The organism is Lysobacter silvisoli, assembly GCF_003382365.1.
Classification (GTDB): Bacteria; Pseudomonadota; Gammaproteobacteria; order Xanthomonadales; family Xanthomonadaceae; genus Lysobacter; species Lysobacter silvisoli.
This window is the reverse complement of record NZ_QTSU01000001.1, coordinates 1,479,217-1,496,595: the sequence shown is the minus strand read 5'-3', so window position 1 is coordinate 1,496,595 and position 17,379 is coordinate 1,479,217. Positions and strand designations below refer to the sequence as shown.

Genomic DNA, 17,379 nt, shown 5'->3' with positions numbered 1-17,379 from the left:
CGATCCCCTGAATAACTCGCCATTGCGGTGAACTCTCACCCCCGTCATTCCCGCGGAGGCGGGAATCCAGGGCTTTACCCAGGCATGACTCTGAAAGTCTTTGGATCCCCGCTTGCGCGGGGACGACGAATCAAGCAGCGCGCAGTGTCCGCGTCCCGGCGGCCGGCGGGCATTGTCCGAAGGTACAGCTGCCCGCCCGCGCGGCCGCCTCCTAGTCTGTGCGCCATGACGGGACCGCCCGTCCGCCGCGCTTGCGTTCGCGCCGCCGGCGTCACCTTGGGGAGGAGAACACCGTGATCGCACGCACCACCATGAGCCGCCACAGCCTCAGTCTGGCCATCGCCTGCGCGCTGCTGGCGCCGGCCGCCTGGGCGCAGGAGGCCGCGCCGGCCGAGGGCGAGCAGGCCACCACCCTGGGCTCGGTCACGGTCACCGCGCGCAAGCGCGAGGAAACCCTGCAGGAAGTGCCGGTGGCGGTCACCGCGTTCACCCCCGAGGCGCTGGACCGCCTGGCCGTGGAGGACCTCAGCGACCTGGATGCGCAGGTGCCCAACCTGACCATCTATGCCGCCCGCGGCTCCAGCAGCACCATCACCGCCTACATCCGCGGCGTCGGCCAGTCCGATCCGCTGTGGGGCGTGGACCCGGGCGTGGGCATCTACATGGACGACGTCTACATCGCCCGCCCGCAGGGCGCGCTGCTGGACGTGTTCGACGTGGACCGCATCGAAGTGCTGCGCGGCCCGCAAGGCACGCTGTACGGCAAGAACACCATCGGCGGCGCGATCAAGTACATCTCGCGCGGCCTGCCCACCTCGTTCGACGGCTTCGCCTCGGTCACCGTGGGCAACTACAACCAGCTCGACGTGAAGGCCGCGGTGGGCGGCCCGATCGGCGGCCAGGACAGCCTGCGCGGCCGCATCGCCGTGGCCAGCCTCAACCGCGACGGCTTCGGCAAGAACGTGGTCACCGGCCAGGACGTGAGCGACAAGGAAATCCTGGCCCTGCGCGGCCAGCTCGGCGCCTACGTCAGCGACGACCTCAACATCCAGTTCGCCTTCGACTGGATGGACGACCAGTCCGGCGTGCGCGGCGCCAAGATGCTGGCGCCCAACCGCTTCGCCCCCGGCACCTTGCCGATGGACGACCGTTACGACGTGCGCAACGGCATGCCCAACGTCAACGACACCACGATCAAGGGCGCGTCGGCGACGGTGAACTGGAACGCCAACGAGAACTGGGCGTTCAAGTATGTGCTGGCCAAGCGCGAGTCCGACACCGAGACCAACATCGACTTCGACACCCTGCAGAACAAGATCGCCGACGTGAAGGCGTTCTACAGCGACCAGCAGGTCAGCCACGAGCTGCAGGCCAACTACGACGGCGGCGGCCGCGCGCGCGGCGTGATGGGCATCTATGCCTTCGACGGCGAGGCCGGCGGCCAGGTGCTGAACAACTTCTTCAACCTGTCCTTCGGCGACACCCAGGGCACGGTCTACAGCAAGAGCATCGCCGCCTACGCCGACTGGACCTTCGACCTGACCGAGCGCCTGACCCTGGACGTGGGCGCGCGCTACACCGACGAGGACAAGCGCGCCAAGGTGCTCAACCGCGGCTACCGCGACGGCAGCTTCACCACCCCCAACGGCGTGGTCGCGGCCAACTTCGACAAGCGCATCAGCTTCCAGAACACCTCGCCCAAGGTCTCGCTGGATTACCAGATCACGCCCGACATCCTGCTGTACGGCCTGGCCACGCGCGGCTTCAAGTCCGGCGGCTACAACATCCGCGCCCAGGCCACCGCGGTGCCGCGCTCGGCCGAGCCGTTCGACGACGAGGTCGTGGACAGCTACGAGATCGGCAGCAAGATGGCCTTCCTGGACCAGACCCTGTTCCTGAACCTGGCCTACTTCCACAACAAGTACAAGGACATCCAGCTGTCGGTGTTCACCGCCTACGACAGCAACGGCGACGGTACCAACGACGCCTTCTTCGGCGACTTCACCAATGCCGGTTCGGGCACGGTGAACGGCTTCGAGGTCGAGTATCAGTGGCTGCCCAGCGCGAACTGGCTGATCTCGGGCAACCTGGCCTGGCTGGACGCCAAGTACGACGAGTTCATGTACGCCGGCGTCAACATCGCCAAGGAGCAGGAGTTCACCAACGCGCCGGAATTCTCGGGCGCGCTGAACGTGGAATGGCGCACCGACCTGGCCAGCGGCGGCAACCTGGCCGCGCGCGTGGGCTACAGCTACCAGAGCGAAGTGGTGGCCACCACCGAGATCATCCGCACCGGCGCGGTGCCGATCACCCAGGACGGCTACGGCCTGATCAACGCCGGCGTGACCTGGAAGAGCGGCGGCCCGTGGACGGTGTCGCTGCAGGGCACCAACCTGGCCGACAAGGAATACCGCACCACCGGCTACAGTCTGAACTCGGCGCTGGGCGTGTTCACCGGTTTCTACGGCGCGCCGCGCCAGTACACGCTGTCGGTCAAGTACGACTTCTAAGCACGGGGAGCGCAGCTGAGGGGCTGCGGCGGGCCTTCGCTCGTTAGGGCGGGGGCTCGTTTTTTTTGGGGGGCAGAAAGAAGCAGATCCCCCCTAGGCCCCTTTTTCAAAGGGGGGGATCTCGGCGATGGGGAGGGCAAGCGTTCCCCCGCTCTCGCTTCTCCCCCCTTTGAAAAAGGGGGTAGGGGGGATTTGCTCTTCCACCCCACAAGCTATCCTCCCTCGATGCTCAACCCGCACCGCCCATGCTGAGCCTCACCGCCGTAGCCCTGGCCAGCGTCGCCTGGCTGGCGCTGATGTTCGGCACCGCGCTCTACGCCGAGCGCCGGCCGGCAGTGCTGGCGCGGCACTGGCGCCACATCTACTCGCTGTCGCTGGCGGTGCACTGCACCTCCTGGACCTTCTACGGCACCGTCACCCAGGCCGCGCGCTACGGCTGGCCGCTGCCGCCGACCTTCCTGGGCTCGATCCTGCTGTACGCGCTGGCCGTGGGCTTCATGGTCCGGCTGGTGCGGCTGGCGCGCGAAACCAATGCCACTTCGCTGGCCGACCTGATCGCCACGCGCCTGGGCAAGGACGCGTGGCTGGCGGCCACCGTCACCCTGGTGGCGGCGTTGGGCCTGATTCCCTACATCGCGCTGCAGCTCAAGGCGGTGGCGATGAGCTTCGCCATGCTGACCACGCGCTCGCCCGACGCCGCCGCCTCGCCGGCCTGGCGCGACAGCGCGCTGTACGTGGCCCTGGCGATGGCGCTGTTCGCGATGCTGTTCGGCACCCGCCGCGCCAGCGCGGCCGAGCACAACCGCGGCCTGGTGCTGGCGATGGCGTTCGAGTCGGTGTTCAAGCTGGCGGCGATGCTGTCGCTGGGCCTGTTCGTCTGGTTCGGCCTGGACGCGCCCAGCGCTGCGCCGCCGGCGCCGCCGCCCGCCGATCCGGCCGGCGGCTTCGCGCCGCTGGTGCTGCTGGGCGCTCTGGCCATGTTCATCCTGCCGCACCAGTTCCATGTCGGCGTGGTCGAGTGCCGCGACGAGCGCGACGTGCGCACCGCGCGCTGGCAGTTCCCGCTGTATCTGGTGCTGATCGCGCTGCCGGTGCTGCCGCTGGCCAAGGCCGGTCAGGCCCTGCTCGGCGGCAGCGGCGTGCCGTCCGACCTGTACGTGCTGGCATTGCCGCTGTCGCAGGGTCATGAAGGGCTGGCGCTGTTCGCGTTCCTGGGCGGTCTCAGCGCGGCTACCGGCATGGTGGTGGTGAGCACGCTCACCCTGAGCCTGATGATCGGCAACCATTGGTTCGCGCCGGGCCTGCTGCGCGGGCTGTGGTCGCGCAACGACGGCAGCGACCTGCGCGGCCACGTGCTGGCGCTGCGCCGCAGCGGCATCGTGGTGATCATGCTGCTGGCCTGGGCTTACAGCCGCCTGATCGCCGGCAGCGAGGCGCTGGCCGACGTGGGCGCGGTGTCGTTCTCGGCGCTGGCCACGCTGGCGCCGGCGCTGGCGTTCGCGGTGTGGCGGCCGCAGACGCCGCCGCGCGCGGCGGTGATCGGCGTGCTGGCCGGCTTCGCCGCCTGGGCCTGGGTGTTGTTGCTGCCGATGATGTTGTCGGCGCGTGGCGCCTCGCCCGAATGGCTGCAGGCCGGTCCGTTCGGATGGCGCTGGCTGTCGCCGGAAGGCCTGTTCGGGTTGACGGGTTGGAGCCGCCTGGGCCGCGCGGTCGGCGCCAGCCTGTTCGTGGGCACCCTGGCCACGGTGATCGGTGCGGTCTGGCGGCGCGAGGCGCCGCGGCGCGCGCAGCGCGGCCTGGACGTTCAGACCCTGCGCGACACCGGTCTGCGCTTCCTGCCGCGCGAGCGCGTGACGCAGTTGCTGCAGGGCGTGCCCACCGGCGAGGCGGTAGCCGCGCAGATCGAAGCGCGGGTGGAGCGCGAACTGGCCGCGGTGCTGGGTTCGGCCTCGGCGCGCGTGCTGCTGGACGCGGCGCGGCGCGACGCCGGGCGCGACCTGGACACGGTGGCGGCCATCGTCGGCGAGGCTTCGGCCGACCTGCGCTTCAACCAGCGCGTGCTGGAAGCGGCCTTGCAGAACATGAGCCAGGGCATCAGCGTGGTCGATGCGCAACTGCGTTTGGTGGCCTGGAACCGGCGTTATGCCGAGCTGTTCGCTTTCCCGCACGAATTGCTGCAGGTGGGCCGGCCCATCGCCGAGCTGTCGCGCTGGGCGCTGCAACGCCTGCCGTTGCCGGGGCAGCCGCCGCAAGGGCAGCTGGAGCGCGCGCTGGAGCGGCGTCTGGCGTTCATGCGTGCGGGCACGCCGCATTTGTCCGAACGCGTGCTGAGCGACGGCAGCATCATCGAGATTCGCGGCAACCCCATGCCCGGCGGCGGCTTCGTTGCCACCTTCACCGACGTGACCGCGTTCCGTCGCGCCGAAGCCGGGCTGATCCAGGCCAACGAAACCCTGGAACAGCGCGTGATCGAGCGCACCGCCGACCTGGAGATCGCCAAGGGCGAAGCCGAGCGCGCCAACGAGGCCAAGAGCCGCTTCCTGGCCGCGATCGGCCACGACCTGATGCAGCCGCTGCACGCCGCGCAGCTGTTCGCCGATGCGCTCGGGCAGCAGGTCGAAGGCGCGCGCCAGCGCGAGACCGTGGCCCAGATCAGTGGCGCGCTGGATTCCACCGGCGACCTGCTCAACGGCCTGCTCGACATGTCGCGGCTGCAGGCCGGCGGCCTGGTGCCGCAGCCGCGCGCGTTTCCGCTGGCCGAGGTGCTGGAACCGCTGGCCTCGGAGTTCGGCGCCATCGCCGCCGCGCGCGGCCTGCGCTTCCGCTACGTGCCCAGCCGCGCCTGGACCCGCAGCGATCCGCAGCTGCTGCGCCGGGTGCTGCAGAACTTCCTGGCCAATGCGGTGCGCTACGCGGCCAGCGGCAGCGTGCTGCTGGGCGTGCGCCGCGACGGTCAGCGCCTGCGCATCGAAGTGCACGACACCGGCCCCGGCATCGCGCCGGAGCAGCAGAGCGCGATCTTCGAGGAGTTCCGCCGTGGCGAGGATGCGCCGGGGCAGGGGCTGGGCCTGGGCTTGTCGATCGCCGACCGCATCGCCCAGCTGCTGCAGGCGCCGCTGCGGCTGCGCAGTCATATCGGCCGCGGCACCGCCTTCGCCGTCACCGTGACGGCCGTGCCGGCGCGGGGCGGGCAGGGCGGGGCGGGGCGCGCGCCGGGTGGCCGGGCCGGCCTGCGTGTGCTCGCCGTCGATAACGATCCGCAGGCGCTGGCGGCGCTGGCCGAGGTGCTGCAGCGCTGGGGCTTTACGGTGGCGACCGCGGCCGATGGCGAAGGTGCGCGTCTTGCCCTGCAGGCCGCGCTGGCGGAGGTGTGGTTGTTCGACTACCACCTCGACCACGGCGATACCGGCGTGGCCCTGGCCGAACGGTTGAGCGAGGAGTTCGGCGCGCGGCCCACGCTGGTGCTCAGCGCCGACGGCGGCGAAGACGTACGCCGCGCGGTGCACGAGGCGGGCCTGTCGCTGCTGACCAAGCCGCTTAAGCCGCTGGCGCTGAAGTCGGTGCTGGACCGCATGCTCGCCGCGCGCGAGCGCGAACTGGGCTAGCGCAACCGCAACGTGCGCCGCGATGATGCGCTGCGCCATGGCGCGACGATGAATACGGCGGTTTTCTGCGCGCGTTCGCAAATTCGCACGCTGTTTTGCCGGGTCCGGACGAACTGGAGTAAGGTCCGCCGCGCAGGGGGTTGCGCTTCAAAGCGATGCGTTCAAGGAGAAGAACGATGAAGACCCAGTCGATGGTGTTGTCGTATGCCCTGGCCGTGGGTATCGGCCTGTTCGCGGCGCTGCCTGCGCAGGCCTCCTGCCAGAGCATCTGCGTGCGCCTGTACAACCTGTGCCTGGCCAGCGGCGAATCGCCGGCGGCCTGCGAGGCCGAGCGCGAAGCCTGCTTCGCCGATTGCGTGGCCAGCAAGCCCCTGAGCCTGCAGGCGCGCGAGCGCAAGGCCTGCACGGCCGAAGCCAAGCGCGCGCAGTGCGCGTACCGCGCACCGGCGCAGTTGCGCTTGACCGCCAGCTGACCGGCGACGCCTCAGGCTCGCTCGGGGTAGGAGCGGCGCGAGCCGCGACCGCGAACCACGTAGGCCAACGCGACTGGCGCAGCTATGCGGATTTGCGGGTCGCGGCTGGCGCCGCTCCTACCTCGAGCAGCGCGCATCCGCCCGAGCGGACGAACCCTGCGCTTTGGGGTAGGAGCGGCGTGAGCCGCGATTCGCGAATCCGAATGCGGCGAAGGATCGTTGGCGGGTTGAGCGTCCGTTCGCGGCTTACGCCGCTCCTACCCCAAGGCAAAGGCAAGGCGATCTCGCAGGCTCAATCCGCGATCTGCCGCGCCGGATCGCTGAGCTCCAGCTCGCGCAGCACCACGCCGGCCTGGGTGCGGTTGCGCACGCCCAGGCGGTCGAAGATCGCCGACAGGTGCGCCTTGACCGTGCGTTCCTGCACGTCCAGACGATCGGCGATCTGCTTGTTGAGCAAACCGTCGGCGACCAGGGCCAGTACCCGGAACTGCTGCGGCGACAGGCTGGCCAGGCGCGCGGCCAGGTCGGCGTCGCCGCTGGCGCTGTCGGTGCGCGCGACCGCGCCGCGCAGCGAGGCCGGCAGCCATTGCTCGCAGGCCAGCACCGCACGGATCGCGTCGCGCAGCTCGTCCAGGCCGGCGCTCTTGGGCAGGTAGCCGGCGGCGCCGTGGTCCAGGGCGCGGCGGACCACGCGCGGGTCGTCGTTGGCCGAAACCACCACCACCGCCACGCCGGGGTGCTGGGCGCGGACCGCGGCCAACCCGGCCAGGCCGTGGTTGCCGGGCATGTGCAGGTCCAGCAGCACCAGGTCGATGCCGGGTTCGGCGTCCAGCGCCGCGAGCACGCCCTCCAGGGTGTCGGTCTCGCGCACCTGGGTGTCGGCCACGGCGTCCGCCGCGGCCTGGCGCAAGGCGGCGCGGAACAGCGGGTGGTCGTCGGCGATCAGCAGGCTGGGCATCGCGACTAGCCTAGCGCACCGCGGCCCGCGCCACGCCGGGGCCTGTACGAAAGTACGATGAGCGCGCGCGGCGGCCTTGCTACGCTGGCGGCATGACCATGCCCAACCCGAGTCGGCCTACCATGAGCGCGCTGCAGCCGCATATCGCGGCCTGCGCCGCCCTGATCCTGCCTTTGGTTCTGGCAGCCTGCGCCGGCGGCGGCGCGCGCAACGCCAAGGAGTCCGCGCCCATGTTCAGCGCCGAGCGCGTCAGCGAGCACCGCGGCGACGACGATCTGCTCACCGCCGGCCTGGGCCTGGCCGGCCTGCGCGCGCTGGCGCCGCCGGCCTTCTCCCAGGCGCAGGCGCCGACCGTGGCCGAACTGCGCCGCCGCGCGATCTGGGCCAATTGGCGCGGCATCGCCGATCTGGCGCCCGGCGGCGGCTACGGCGACTTGTACGGCAGCACCGCGGCCGTGCCCGGCCGCGAATTCAGCGCATTGGCCACGGTGCCCGGCGCGAGCAAGCCGCATCGCGTGCTGGTGCAACTGCCCGACAGTTTCGATACGCGCAAGCGCTGCGTGGTCGTCACCGCCTCGTCGGGCTCGCGCGGCATCTACGGCGCGATTTCCGTCGCCGCCGCCTGGGGCCTGCCCAAGGGCTGCGCGATCGCCTACACCGACAAGGGCGCGGGCACCGACTACTTCGACCTCGACGCAGGCCAGGGCGTGCGCGCCGACGGCAGCGTGGGCGCGCGCGACAGCGGCTTGGCCTTCCCGCCCGACGCGCCGGTCGCCGCCACCGGCATCGCCTTCAAGCATGCCCATTCCGGCGACAACCCCGAGGCCGATTGGGGCCGCCACGTGAAGCAGGCGGCGCAGTACGCGTTGCACGCGCTGGACAGCGCGCTGCCGCGATCGGCGCCGTTCACCTTCGACAACACCCGCGTCATCGCCGTGGGCATTTCCAACGGCGGCGGCGCGGTGCTGCGCGCGGCCGAACTGGACGGCGACTGGCTCGACGCCGTGGTCGCCGGCGAACCCAGCGTGCTGGCCGAAGGCGGGCGTTCGCTCTACGACTATTCCACCGAAGCCGCGCTGCTGATGCCGTGCGCGCTGCTGGACCCGGCGCTGGCGCCGCTGCCGCAACCGCCGATGACGCTGCAGTCCGCGCCGCTGTGGACCCAGCGCTGCGCCTCGCTCAAGGCCGCGGGCCTGGTCGAAGGAGACGATGCCGCGGCGCAGGCGCGCTCGGCGCATGCGCGCCTGCAGGCGCAGGGCTGGACCGACGAAGCGCTGCGCGCCGGCGCGCTGTCGGTGGGCTTCGATCTGTGGCGCGCGGTCGCGGTGACTTACGCCTCGGCCTACGGCCGCTACCGCGTGGGCGAGCATCCCTGCGGCTACGGTTTTTCGGCCCTGAATCCGGACTTCAGTCCGCGCGCGGCCAGCGTCGCCGAGCGCGCGGCCTGGTGGGCCGACGGCAGCGGCATTCCGCCGGGTGCGGGCGTGGGCATCGTCGATGCGCGGGCCCAACCCGGTGCCGATCCTGCGTTCGTGGGTCTGCAGTGCCTGCGCGCGCTGTGGCAAGGCCAGGGCATCGATGCCGAACGCGTGCGCAAGGGAGTGGCCGAAACGCGCGCCGGCCTGCCACGCGCGGGCTTGCCGGTGCTGGTCATACACGGTCGCGACGACGGCCTGGTGCCGCCGGCCTTCAGCAGCGCGCCTTACGTGCGCCAGGCCCAGGCCGCCGGGCGCGAGGTGCGCTACTGGCAGGTGCGCAACGCCCAGCATTTCGACGCCTTCCTGGGCCTGCCGGACTACGGCGCGCGCTACGTGCCGCTGCTGCCTTACGTGTATGAGGCGCTGGACCGCGTGAGCGCGCACCTGGACAGCGGCGCGCCGCTGCCGGCCGACGCCACCGTGCAGACCGTGCCGCGCGGCGCAGGCCAGCCGCTGTCGGCCGCCAGCCTGGCGATGCCGCGCTGACACCGGGCCGGCATTCTGTAGGAGCGGCGTGAGTCGCGATAGGCTCCGAACTCGCCAGATCCTCAGCGGCGGGTTCTCGGCTCACATCGCAAGCACACACGCTTACTCACCATAACCCCGGGCCAACGCAGGCTCCCGCGCATCGCGTCAAGCCCTTGCCTGCCAAGCAGCGGCTTGGCAGGCTGTGGGCACCCATCTTCGGCCGCCGCATGCGGTGGCCGATCCAGGCTACGGAGCGCCGCATGCAGCGCCATTTTTCGATGCTCCGCGATTTCCATCTCGCGGACTGGTTCACCCTCGCCAACGCCTTCTGCGGCACCGGCGCGATCTTCGCCGCGATGCGCTTCCTGCAAGAGGGCGGGGTGCGCGATCTGATGATCGGCATGGCGCTGATCCCGCTGGCCTTCATCTTCGACGCGCTGGACGGCCGCGTCGCGCGCTGGCGCAAGTCTTCCTCCACCCTGGGCCGCGAGCTGGATTCGCTGGCCGACGTGATCTCCTTCGGCGTGGCCCCGGCCGCGCTGGCCTACGCCTGCGGCCTGCAGGGCGGTTGGGACTGGGCGGTGCTGAGTTACTTCGTCGGCTGCGGCGTCAGCCGCCTGGCGCGCTACAACGTCACCGCCGAAGCGCTGTCGGGCGACGAGGGCAAGGTCAAGTATTTCGAAGGCACGCCGATCCCGACCAGCCTGCTGTTGGTGGTGGTGCTGGCGATCGCCGCCTGGCAGGGCGCCATTGGCCACAACCTGTGGTTGGGCGTGCTGCAACTGGGCCCGTGGCAGTTCCACCCGCTGGTGCTGATGTTCGCGCTGTCGGGCTCGTTGATGATCAGCAAGACCTTGCGCATCCCCAAGCCCTGAACGGCCGCCGCGATGTGCCCGCCGGCACAGGCTGACGCCGCGTAACGGGGCGTTGCTATGATCGGGGCCAAATCGTGGAGGATGCGATGGCCAAGCAGGGATTCGGGTTCGGTGCGGAAGGCTTCGGCGGCGAGGATTTCGACTCGCTGGCGCTGCGCTACTGGAGCGCCTGGGGCGAGATGATGCGTGGCGCGCCGCCGGCGGCGCCGACCGCCGCGCCGGGCTGGGACCAGGCCGTGCAATGGTGGACGCAACTGGCCCAAGGCGGCCGCAGCGAAGCCAACGAGGCGCTGGAGCGTTTCAACAGCCAGGCGCGCGGCTGGTTCGGTCAGATCCAGCAGCTGGCGGCGCAGTTCGCCGGCCGCGACGCGTCGGCCGGCGATATCGCTTCGGCCTGGAAGCAGGCCCTGGGCGGCGCCGGCGCCAATCCCTTCGCCGACGTGTTCGGGCGCATGCGCGGGCCGGGCCAGAGCGATCTGGGCCAGTGGCTGGAGCAGATCGGGCCGATGCTGCAGCAGTGGCAGGGCGAAGGCCGTTCCTGGCTGGGCCTGCCGGCGTTCGGCTTCGCTCGCGAGCATCAGGAGCGCTGGCAGGCGCTGGCGCAGGCGCAGCTGGACTACCAGCAGCGCAACCAGGCCTACAACGCGCTGATGGCCGAAGCCGGCCAGAACGCGTTCGCACGCTTCGAGGACAAGCTGGCCGAGCGCAGCGAGCCGGGCCGGCAGCTGCAGTCGGCGCGCGCGCTGTTCGACCTGTGGATCGACGCGGCCGAAGACGCCTACGCCGAGATCGCGCTGTCGCCGCGCTTCCGCGATACCTACGCCGAACTGGTCAATTCGCAGATGGCGCTGCGCGCGGCGATCCAGACCGAGATCGAGCATTCCACCGGCCAGCTGGGCATGCCCACGCGCACCGAGATCGACGCCGCGCACCGCAAGATCGTGCAGTTGGAGCGCGAAGTGCGGCGCCTGCGCGACGCGATGCAGAACCAGACTGGCCCGCGTGCCGCCGCGCCGCGTGCGCAGGAACCGGCCGCGAACGACGCGCCCAAGGCGAGCAAGCCCGCCAAGCCCGTCAAGCCGGCGAGCAAGCCCGCGGCCAAGCCGGCCAAGGCCGCCGCCAAGCCCGCGCCCGCGCGCACCGCGATCGCGCGTCCGCAACCGCCGGAACGTCCGCAGGCGCCCAAGGCCGCGGCCAAGCAGGCCGGCAAGGCCAGCAAGGTGAGCGCACGCAAGGGAGCCCGCTGACATGACCGGACCGATCCAGTTCACTGCCGAAGGCCTGGCCCAGGAAGCGATGCAGGCGCAGCACAAGCTGCGCGCGGGCCTGGACACGCTGCGCCAGGTCGAGGACGTCGACTACGGCGCCACCGCCAAGGAGGAAGTCTGGCGCGACGGCAAAGTGGTGCTGTACCGCTACCGCGGCGCCCATGCGCCCACCGCGCGCGTGCCGCTGCTGATCGCCTATGCGCTGGTCAACCGGCCGTACATGGTCGACCTGCAGTCGGACAAGTCCATCGTCCGCGGCCTGCTCGAACGCGGCCAGGACGTCTACATCCTCGACTGGGGTTACCCCGACCGTTCCGACCGCTACCTGGAGCTGGAGGATTACATCCAGCGCTTCCTCGGCGGTGCGGTGGACCACCTGCGCCAGGCCTACCGCATGGACGCGATCAACCTGCTCGGCATCTGCCAGGGCGGCGCGTTCTCGCTGTGCTATTCGGCCCTGAACCCGCGCAAGGTGCGCAACCTGATCACCATGGTCACGCCGGTGGATTTCCACACCGGCGACAACATGCTGTCGAACTGGACCCGCAATCTGGACGTGGACCGTTTCGTCGACACCCTGGGCAACGTGCCCGCGGACCTGATGAACTGGTGCTACCTCACGCTCAAGCCGTGGCGGCTGTTCGTGCAGAAGTACGTGGGCCTGGTCGACATCCTGGACGACAAGAAGGCGCTGGAGGATTTCCTGCGCATGGAGAAGTGGATCTTCGACTCGCCCGACCAGGCCGGCGAAGCTTTCCGCCAATTCATCAAGCAGTTCTACCAGGGCAACGGCTTCGTCAAGGGCGGCATCGACATCGGCGGCCGCGCGGTGGACCTGCAGCAGCTGGACATGCCGGTGCTGAACATCTACGCCGAGCAGGACCACCTGGTGCCGCCGGACGCGTCGCGCGCGCTGGGCGGGCTGGTGGGGACCGACGACTACAGCGAGCTGTCGTTCCGTGGCGGCCACATCGGCATCTACGTCTCCAGCCGTGCGCAGCGCGAGGTGCCCAGTTCGATCCACGAGTGGCTGGAGCAGCGTTCGCGCTGAGCGGCGAAGCGGCCCTCATCCGCCCTCCGGGCACCTTCTCCCGCAAGCGGGAGAAGGGACAGCAAACCACTGCATCGCTCTTGAGCCCCTCTCCCGCTTGCGGGGCGAGAGGCCGCGCTTGCGAGCCACAGGCTCGCGCCGCACCGAACGCCCGACCGCTGTGCGGTCGGGTTGGGGTGAGGGCGCGGGCGCGCGCGGCAGCGACGTTGCGCGCTTACTCACACCCTGCGCCCGTCCGCTCAGGCTAGGCTAGCCTCTCCGCCCACGCCGATGCTCTCCATGCGCCACCTAAGCCTGCTCCTGCTCGCGCTGCTCCTGGCCGGATGCCACACCGCCGCGCACACGCCCGAGGCGGCGGCTCCCGTCACCGACGCAGCGCTCCCGGATTCCTCCCAATTCGAACCCGACATCGCCGCCTTCGAGGCCGAGGACGCGCGGGTGCGCCGCATGCCCGGCGCGGTGGTGTTCGTCGGCAGCTCCTCGATCCGCCTGTGGGCCGGCCTGCACGAGGACTTTCCCGGCACGGTCCTGATCAATCGCGGCTACGGCGGCTCGCGCGTCTACGACTCGCTGCGTTTCGCCGACCGCATCGTCACCCCGTATCAGCCGCGCGCGGTGGTGTTCTACGCCGGCGACAACGACCTGCAGGAAGGCCGCACGCCGCAGCAGGTGGCCGCCGATTTCGCCGCGTTCGTGCAGCGCGTGCGCGCGGCGCAGCCGGGGCTGCCGATCGCCTTCATCTCGATCAAGCCCAGCCCCGTACGCGCCTATCTGCTGCCCAAGGTCCGCGAGGCCAACGCGCTGGTGCGCGACTACGCGGGCCGGCACCAGGTCGCCTATCTGGACATCTACACGCCGATGCTCGGCGCCGACGGGCAGCCGCGCGAATCGCTGTTCGTCGCCGACCGCCTGCACATGAACCGCGAGGGCTATGCGATCTGGGCCGGCGTAGTCGGCCCCTGGCTGCGTGCGCTGTAATGCGGGTATGAACCGCCTGTCCGCCGCCGTCGCGCTGTCGCTGCTCCTGCCCGCCGCGGGCGCGTTAGCCGCGCCGCCGCCGCAGGCCGAGCGCGAGATCGAGCAGCTGATCCAGGCTCTGGCGAAATCAGGCTGCCAGTTCCAGCGCAACGGCAGCTGGTACGGGGCCGACCAGGCCCAGGCGCACCTGCGCAAGAAGTACGCCTACCTGCGCAAGCGCGACCTGGTCGCCAGCGCCGAGCAGTTCATCGAGCGCGCGGCCAGCCAGAGCAGCATGAGCGGGCGCGCCTACCAGATGCGCTGCGGCAGCGCCGCGGCGGTGCCCTCGGCGACCTGGCTGCGCGCGCGCCTGAACGAGATCCGCGCGCGCCCGGCGGCCGCGCCGGCGGCGCGCTGACGCGCTAGACTGCGGCCGACGCCGTCAGGAGCCAGACGCATGAGCCAGCAACCGGCCCCGCGCCCCTTCGCCCGTTCGCGCCACGATCGCATGATCGCCGGCGTGGTCGGCGGCATCGCCCGCCGTTTCGGCTGGAACGCCACCTTGCTGCGCGCGATCTACGTGATCGTGTCGATCGCCTCGGTCGCGTTTCCCGGCATCCTGGTCTATCTGATCCTGTGGCTGCTGATGCCGGAAGAGGGCGCCTGAGCGCCCCTGCACGGCTGGCGCTGCACGCGCTGGGCGTGCTGTGGGCGTCGCCGGTCAGCGTGCTCGGTTTGCTCGCCGGCGCCGTCGGCCTGGCCTTCGGTGCGCACGCCCACCTGCGCCGGCGTGACCTGGCGGTGGTGTTCCATCGCTGGCCCTGGGGCCCGGGCGGCGCCATCACCCTGGGCAACGTGATCCTGCACACCGGCGACGATCTGGACTCGCCCTGCGTGACCTACGCCCATCGCGCCGGCCACGGCGACGAAGCGGCGATCGTGCTGGCCGACCACGAACGTGCGCACGTGTACCAGTACATGGTGCTGGGCGCGCTGTTCCTGCCGCTGTACCTGCTGTGCGGTGGCGTCAGCGTGCGCAATCCGTTCGAACGCGCCGCCGACCGCTATGCCCAGACCGGCCGCGGCTGGTGGCCGTGGCCGTCGCGCTGAGCCTCACGGAAATTTGATCGGGCGCTAACGGCGGCTTCGGTAGGCTATGACCGTCGGAGCAACACCTAGGACGCGAGTCCGCTGGTAATCCCGCTTCGACACGGAAGGCCCGGCCCGCACGAGGGAAACCTCGAGCAGACTGGGCCTTCTCATATGCGCACAACGCAGTCGCTCTGGGGTAGGAGCGGCGTGAGCCGCGACCGCCATCCGGCAATTCACCGGGTAGACCCGCGAATCAATGCGCTGAGGGCGTGGCGTGTGGGGTTTCGCGGTCGCGGCTCACGCCGCTCCTACCCCAAAGCGAGGCGTCATCGCCGCAGGGGCAGCACCGTGGCGGTTTCCCCGCCCCCCGCGCCATTGGGGCCGTAGCGGCGCTCGACGAATACGATTTCTTTCTCGCCCACCAGCACGATGGTGCTGCAGCGCGTGCCGTAGCGTTCGCCACGCACGAACGGCGGCGAGAGCACCCGTTCCAGCTCCAGGCCCACGCCGGTATCGGGCAGTTCGGCGTCCGGCGCGGGCGTGGTGTCGGCCAGCGCCGCGAACAAGGGTTGCAGCGCTTGCGCATCGGGCGCCTCATGCAAGGATGCCGGCGAGGCCAGCCATGCCGACAGCGCGCGCGTGGCGTGGCCGCTCTTGGGCCACTGCGCATCGAAGGCGCCGTTGGACATGGCATGCATGCCCGGCGCAATCGGCTGGCGCGCGTACTGCGGATAGTTGCTGGCGAAGCTCAGCTCCTGGCCGTCCCACAACACCAGGTTGAAGCGGCCGTACTCGGGCGCGGTCTCGCCCAGCGCATCCAGCGTCGCCGCCGCCGTGGCGTCGCCGCGCACGAAGCCGCGCACCAGCGCGCCGCGCGACCGGGGGGCGGCGTCGGCGGCCAGGCCGGCGCGCACGTTGGTCACCGCGGCCAGGCGCCCGCGCGTGGACACCATCAGCCAGCCGCCGCCCTGGACCAGGTCGCGGCCGCCGTAGACCTGCGGCGATTCGGGATCGGGCCCGGCCGCGGCCGCCGCACGCGCGTGGGATTCATCGCGGTTGGCGATCAAGGCGAGCGGGTAGCGCGGATGGCTACGCCAGGACAAGGCGATCAGGCACATGCGCCATGCTACCGCGGACGCGGCTCGCGCCGCGCCCGCGCGTTCAACGGTGGCGGATGATCCGCGGATCGCTGAGCAGGCGCTCCAGGTAGCCGCGGCGCCCGCCGACTTGGGCCGGATTCCACGGTTGCGATGGCGGATCTGCGGCCGGCAGCGCCGGTTGCGAGGCCATCGCCATGCCCGCGCCTTGCAGCGCCAGATCGCTGCCCTGGACGATGCCCAGCGGCGCGTAGCCGCTGTAGCCGGGGAACACCGTGCTGAGCTGGTTGTTGCCCATGCGCCGCACCAGAATCTCCGACAGCACCCGGCGGTGGTCGGTGGTGACGGGCACATCGCCGTAATAAGCCGACAGCGTTTCCGGATTCAGGCCCGGCCACTGGCCGTAGAAGCGGCGGCCGTTGACCGCGCCGCCCATGACCAGCACCGGGTTGCCGTAACCGTGGTCGGTGCCGCGGTTGGCGTTCTCGCGCACGCGGCGGCCGAATTCGGACTGCACCACCAGGGTCACGCGCGAGAGGTGGCCGGTGGCGGCCAGTTCGTTGTGGAACGCGGCCAGCGCCGCCGACAGCTCGGCGATCTTGTTCTGGTAGTAGTGATAACCGGTGCCCGCGCTGCCCTGACCGTCGTGGGTGTCCCAACCGCCCAGGTCCAGGGTGGCGTAGCGCAGCCCCAGGTTGAAGCGGATCGACTGGGCGATGGTCCACAGCTGCTCGGCGAAACCGCCGGTCGGCCAGCCGGCGGGCAGGGCGCCGTAGGTCTGCTGCGCGATCACCCGCAACGAGGCATCCGCGCGTTGGCCGCCGACTTCCAGACCGGTGCTGCCGTTCCACAGCGAGGCCAGGGTTTCGTTGACGCCGCGCAGGCCCGCGGGCGAATCGCTGCGGGTCTTCTGCCAGGACCAGGCGCCCGAATCCAGGGCGAAGTCCGAAGCCCGGCCCATGGTCAGCGCGCGCGTGGTGCCGTTGAGGCTGGCCGGCTGGCGGCTGTTCACCGCCAGTGCCGGCATCGACTCGGCGCCGCTGAGGCCCGGCTGCACGTTCATCGCGCGCGCCAGCCAACCTACGCCGCCGCCTTGCTGGCCGGGCGTGCCCAGGTCGATCGACAGCTGCGCATCGAAGTGGCTGCGGGTGACCGAGGTCAGCAGGCCGCAGGCATGGACGATGCCGAGCTGGCCGTTGTTCCAGATATCGCGCAAGCCCGTGGCCGACGGGTGCAGGCCGAAGCCGGTGGCGGCGCCGCCGGCCAGGGTCAGCGGCAGGGCGCCGTAGGTGCCGCTGGCGGCGATCTGCAGCGCCGGGCGTGCCTGCTCGTAGAAGGTGCGGTCGCTGCCGTCGATGGGCACGACCAGGTTCAGGCCGTCCATGCCGCCGCGCAGGAACAGGAACACCACGGTGTCGTGCGCATTGGCCGCCGCTTCGGCGGCGCCGGAGAACAGCAGGGTGGGGCCGACCGCGCCGACCGCGGCGCTGGCCGCGCAGGCCTTGAGGAAACGGCGGCGGCTGAGGGTGAGCGTAGTCATGGCGGTG

At 70.9% G+C, this 17,379-nt stretch carries 14 protein-coding genes; 11 read left to right on the top strand and 3 right to left on the bottom strand.

Annotation, left to right across the window (positions count from 1 at the left end; genetic code table 11):
* Positions 1 to 311: 311 nt before the first annotated feature.
* From DX914_RS06565 to DX914_RS06555, 3 genes are all read left to right on the top strand, one after another.
* Entirely contained in the window at positions 312 to 2,510 is a 2,199-nt protein-coding gene (locus DX914_RS06565) for a TonB-dependent receptor (protein WP_115859159.1), read from the top strand.
* 245 nt (positions 2,511 to 2,755) lie between these two features.
* Positions 2,756 to 6,115 (top strand): hybrid sensor histidine kinase/response regulator, encoded by a 3,360-nt coding sequence (locus DX914_RS06560; RefSeq protein WP_115858213.1) that lies wholly within the window; start codon positions 2,756 to 2,758, stop codon positions 6,113 to 6,115.
* Between the two features lie 176 nt (positions 6,116 to 6,291).
* A complete protein-coding gene (locus tag DX914_RS06555; RefSeq protein ID WP_115858212.1) occupies positions 6,292 to 6,588 on the top strand; it encodes a hypothetical protein in 297 nt (98 codons plus the stop codon).
* A 292-nt stretch (positions 6,589 to 6,880) separates the two neighbouring features.
* Here the strand turns inward: DX914_RS06555 and DX914_RS06550 are convergent, their stop codons facing one another.
* Positions 6,881 to 7,546 (bottom strand): response regulator transcription factor, encoded by a 666-nt coding sequence (locus DX914_RS06550; protein WP_115858211.1) that lies wholly within the window; start codon positions 7,544 to 7,546, stop codon positions 6,881 to 6,883.
* A 122-nt stretch (positions 7,547 to 7,668) separates the two neighbouring features.
* On the opposite strand from DX914_RS06550, the gene DX914_RS06545 reads away from it, so the two are divergent.
* From DX914_RS06545 to DX914_RS06510, 8 genes are all read left to right on the top strand, one after another.
* Entirely contained in the window at positions 7,669 to 9,510 is a 1,842-nt protein-coding gene (locus DX914_RS06545; RefSeq protein ID WP_115858210.1) for a 3-hydroxybutyrate oligomer hydrolase family protein, read from the top strand.
* Between the two features lie 242 nt (positions 9,511 to 9,752).
* Entirely contained in the window at positions 9,753 to 10,367 is a 615-nt protein-coding gene (locus DX914_RS06540; protein ID WP_115858209.1) for a CDP-alcohol phosphatidyltransferase family protein, read from the top strand.
* Positions 10,368 to 10,453: 86 nt separating this feature from the next.
* Positions 10,454 to 11,614, top strand: a complete 1,161-nt coding sequence (gene phaE, locus DX914_RS06535) for a class III poly(R)-hydroxyalkanoic acid synthase subunit PhaE (RefSeq protein WP_115858208.1) — start codon at positions 10,454 to 10,456, stop codon at positions 11,612 to 11,614.
* Position 11,615: 1 nt separating this feature from the next.
* Positions 11,616 to 12,686: a class III poly(R)-hydroxyalkanoic acid synthase subunit PhaC gene (locus tag DX914_RS06530; RefSeq protein WP_115858207.1), complete on the top strand. Its 1,071-nt coding sequence runs from the start codon at positions 11,616 to 11,618 to the stop codon at positions 12,684 to 12,686.
* 279 nt (positions 12,687 to 12,965) lie between these two features.
* Entirely contained in the window at positions 12,966 to 13,664 is a 699-nt protein-coding gene (locus tag DX914_RS06525) for an SGNH/GDSL hydrolase family protein (RefSeq protein WP_115858206.1), read from the top strand.
* Between the two features lie 7 nt (positions 13,665 to 13,671).
* On the top strand, positions 13,672 to 14,061 hold the full coding sequence (locus tag DX914_RS06520) for a YfeK family protein (protein WP_115858205.1): 390 nt from the start codon (positions 13,672 to 13,674) through the stop codon (positions 14,059 to 14,061).
* 39 nt (positions 14,062 to 14,100) lie between these two features.
* Positions 14,101 to 14,310 (top strand): PspC domain-containing protein, encoded by a 210-nt coding sequence (locus DX914_RS06515; protein WP_115858204.1) that lies wholly within the window; start codon positions 14,101 to 14,103, stop codon positions 14,308 to 14,310.
* Positions 14,280 to 14,753 carry a hypothetical protein gene (locus DX914_RS06510; protein ID WP_196778835.1) on the top strand — a complete coding sequence of 158 codons (474 nt, stop codon included), beginning with the start codon at positions 14,280 to 14,282 and terminating at the stop codon, positions 14,751 to 14,753. The genes DX914_RS06515 and DX914_RS06510 overlap by 31 nt, the downstream gene beginning before the upstream one ends.
* A 308-nt stretch (positions 14,754 to 15,061) precedes the next feature.
* Here DX914_RS06510 and DX914_RS06505 read toward each other — a convergent pair whose 3' ends face one another.
* Together DX914_RS06505 and DX914_RS06500 are read right to left on the bottom strand one after the other, a co-directional pair.
* Positions 15,062 to 15,853, bottom strand: a complete 792-nt coding sequence (locus DX914_RS06505) for an NRDE family protein (protein ID WP_115858203.1) — start codon at positions 15,851 to 15,853, stop codon at positions 15,062 to 15,064.
* A gap of 43 nt (positions 15,854 to 15,896) precedes the next feature.
* Complete coding sequence (locus tag DX914_RS06500) at positions 15,897 to 17,372, bottom strand: DUF1501 domain-containing protein (protein ID WP_115859157.1); 1,476 nt, start codon at positions 17,370 to 17,372, stop codon at positions 15,897 to 15,899.
* Positions 17,373 to 17,379: the final 7 nt, after the last annotated feature.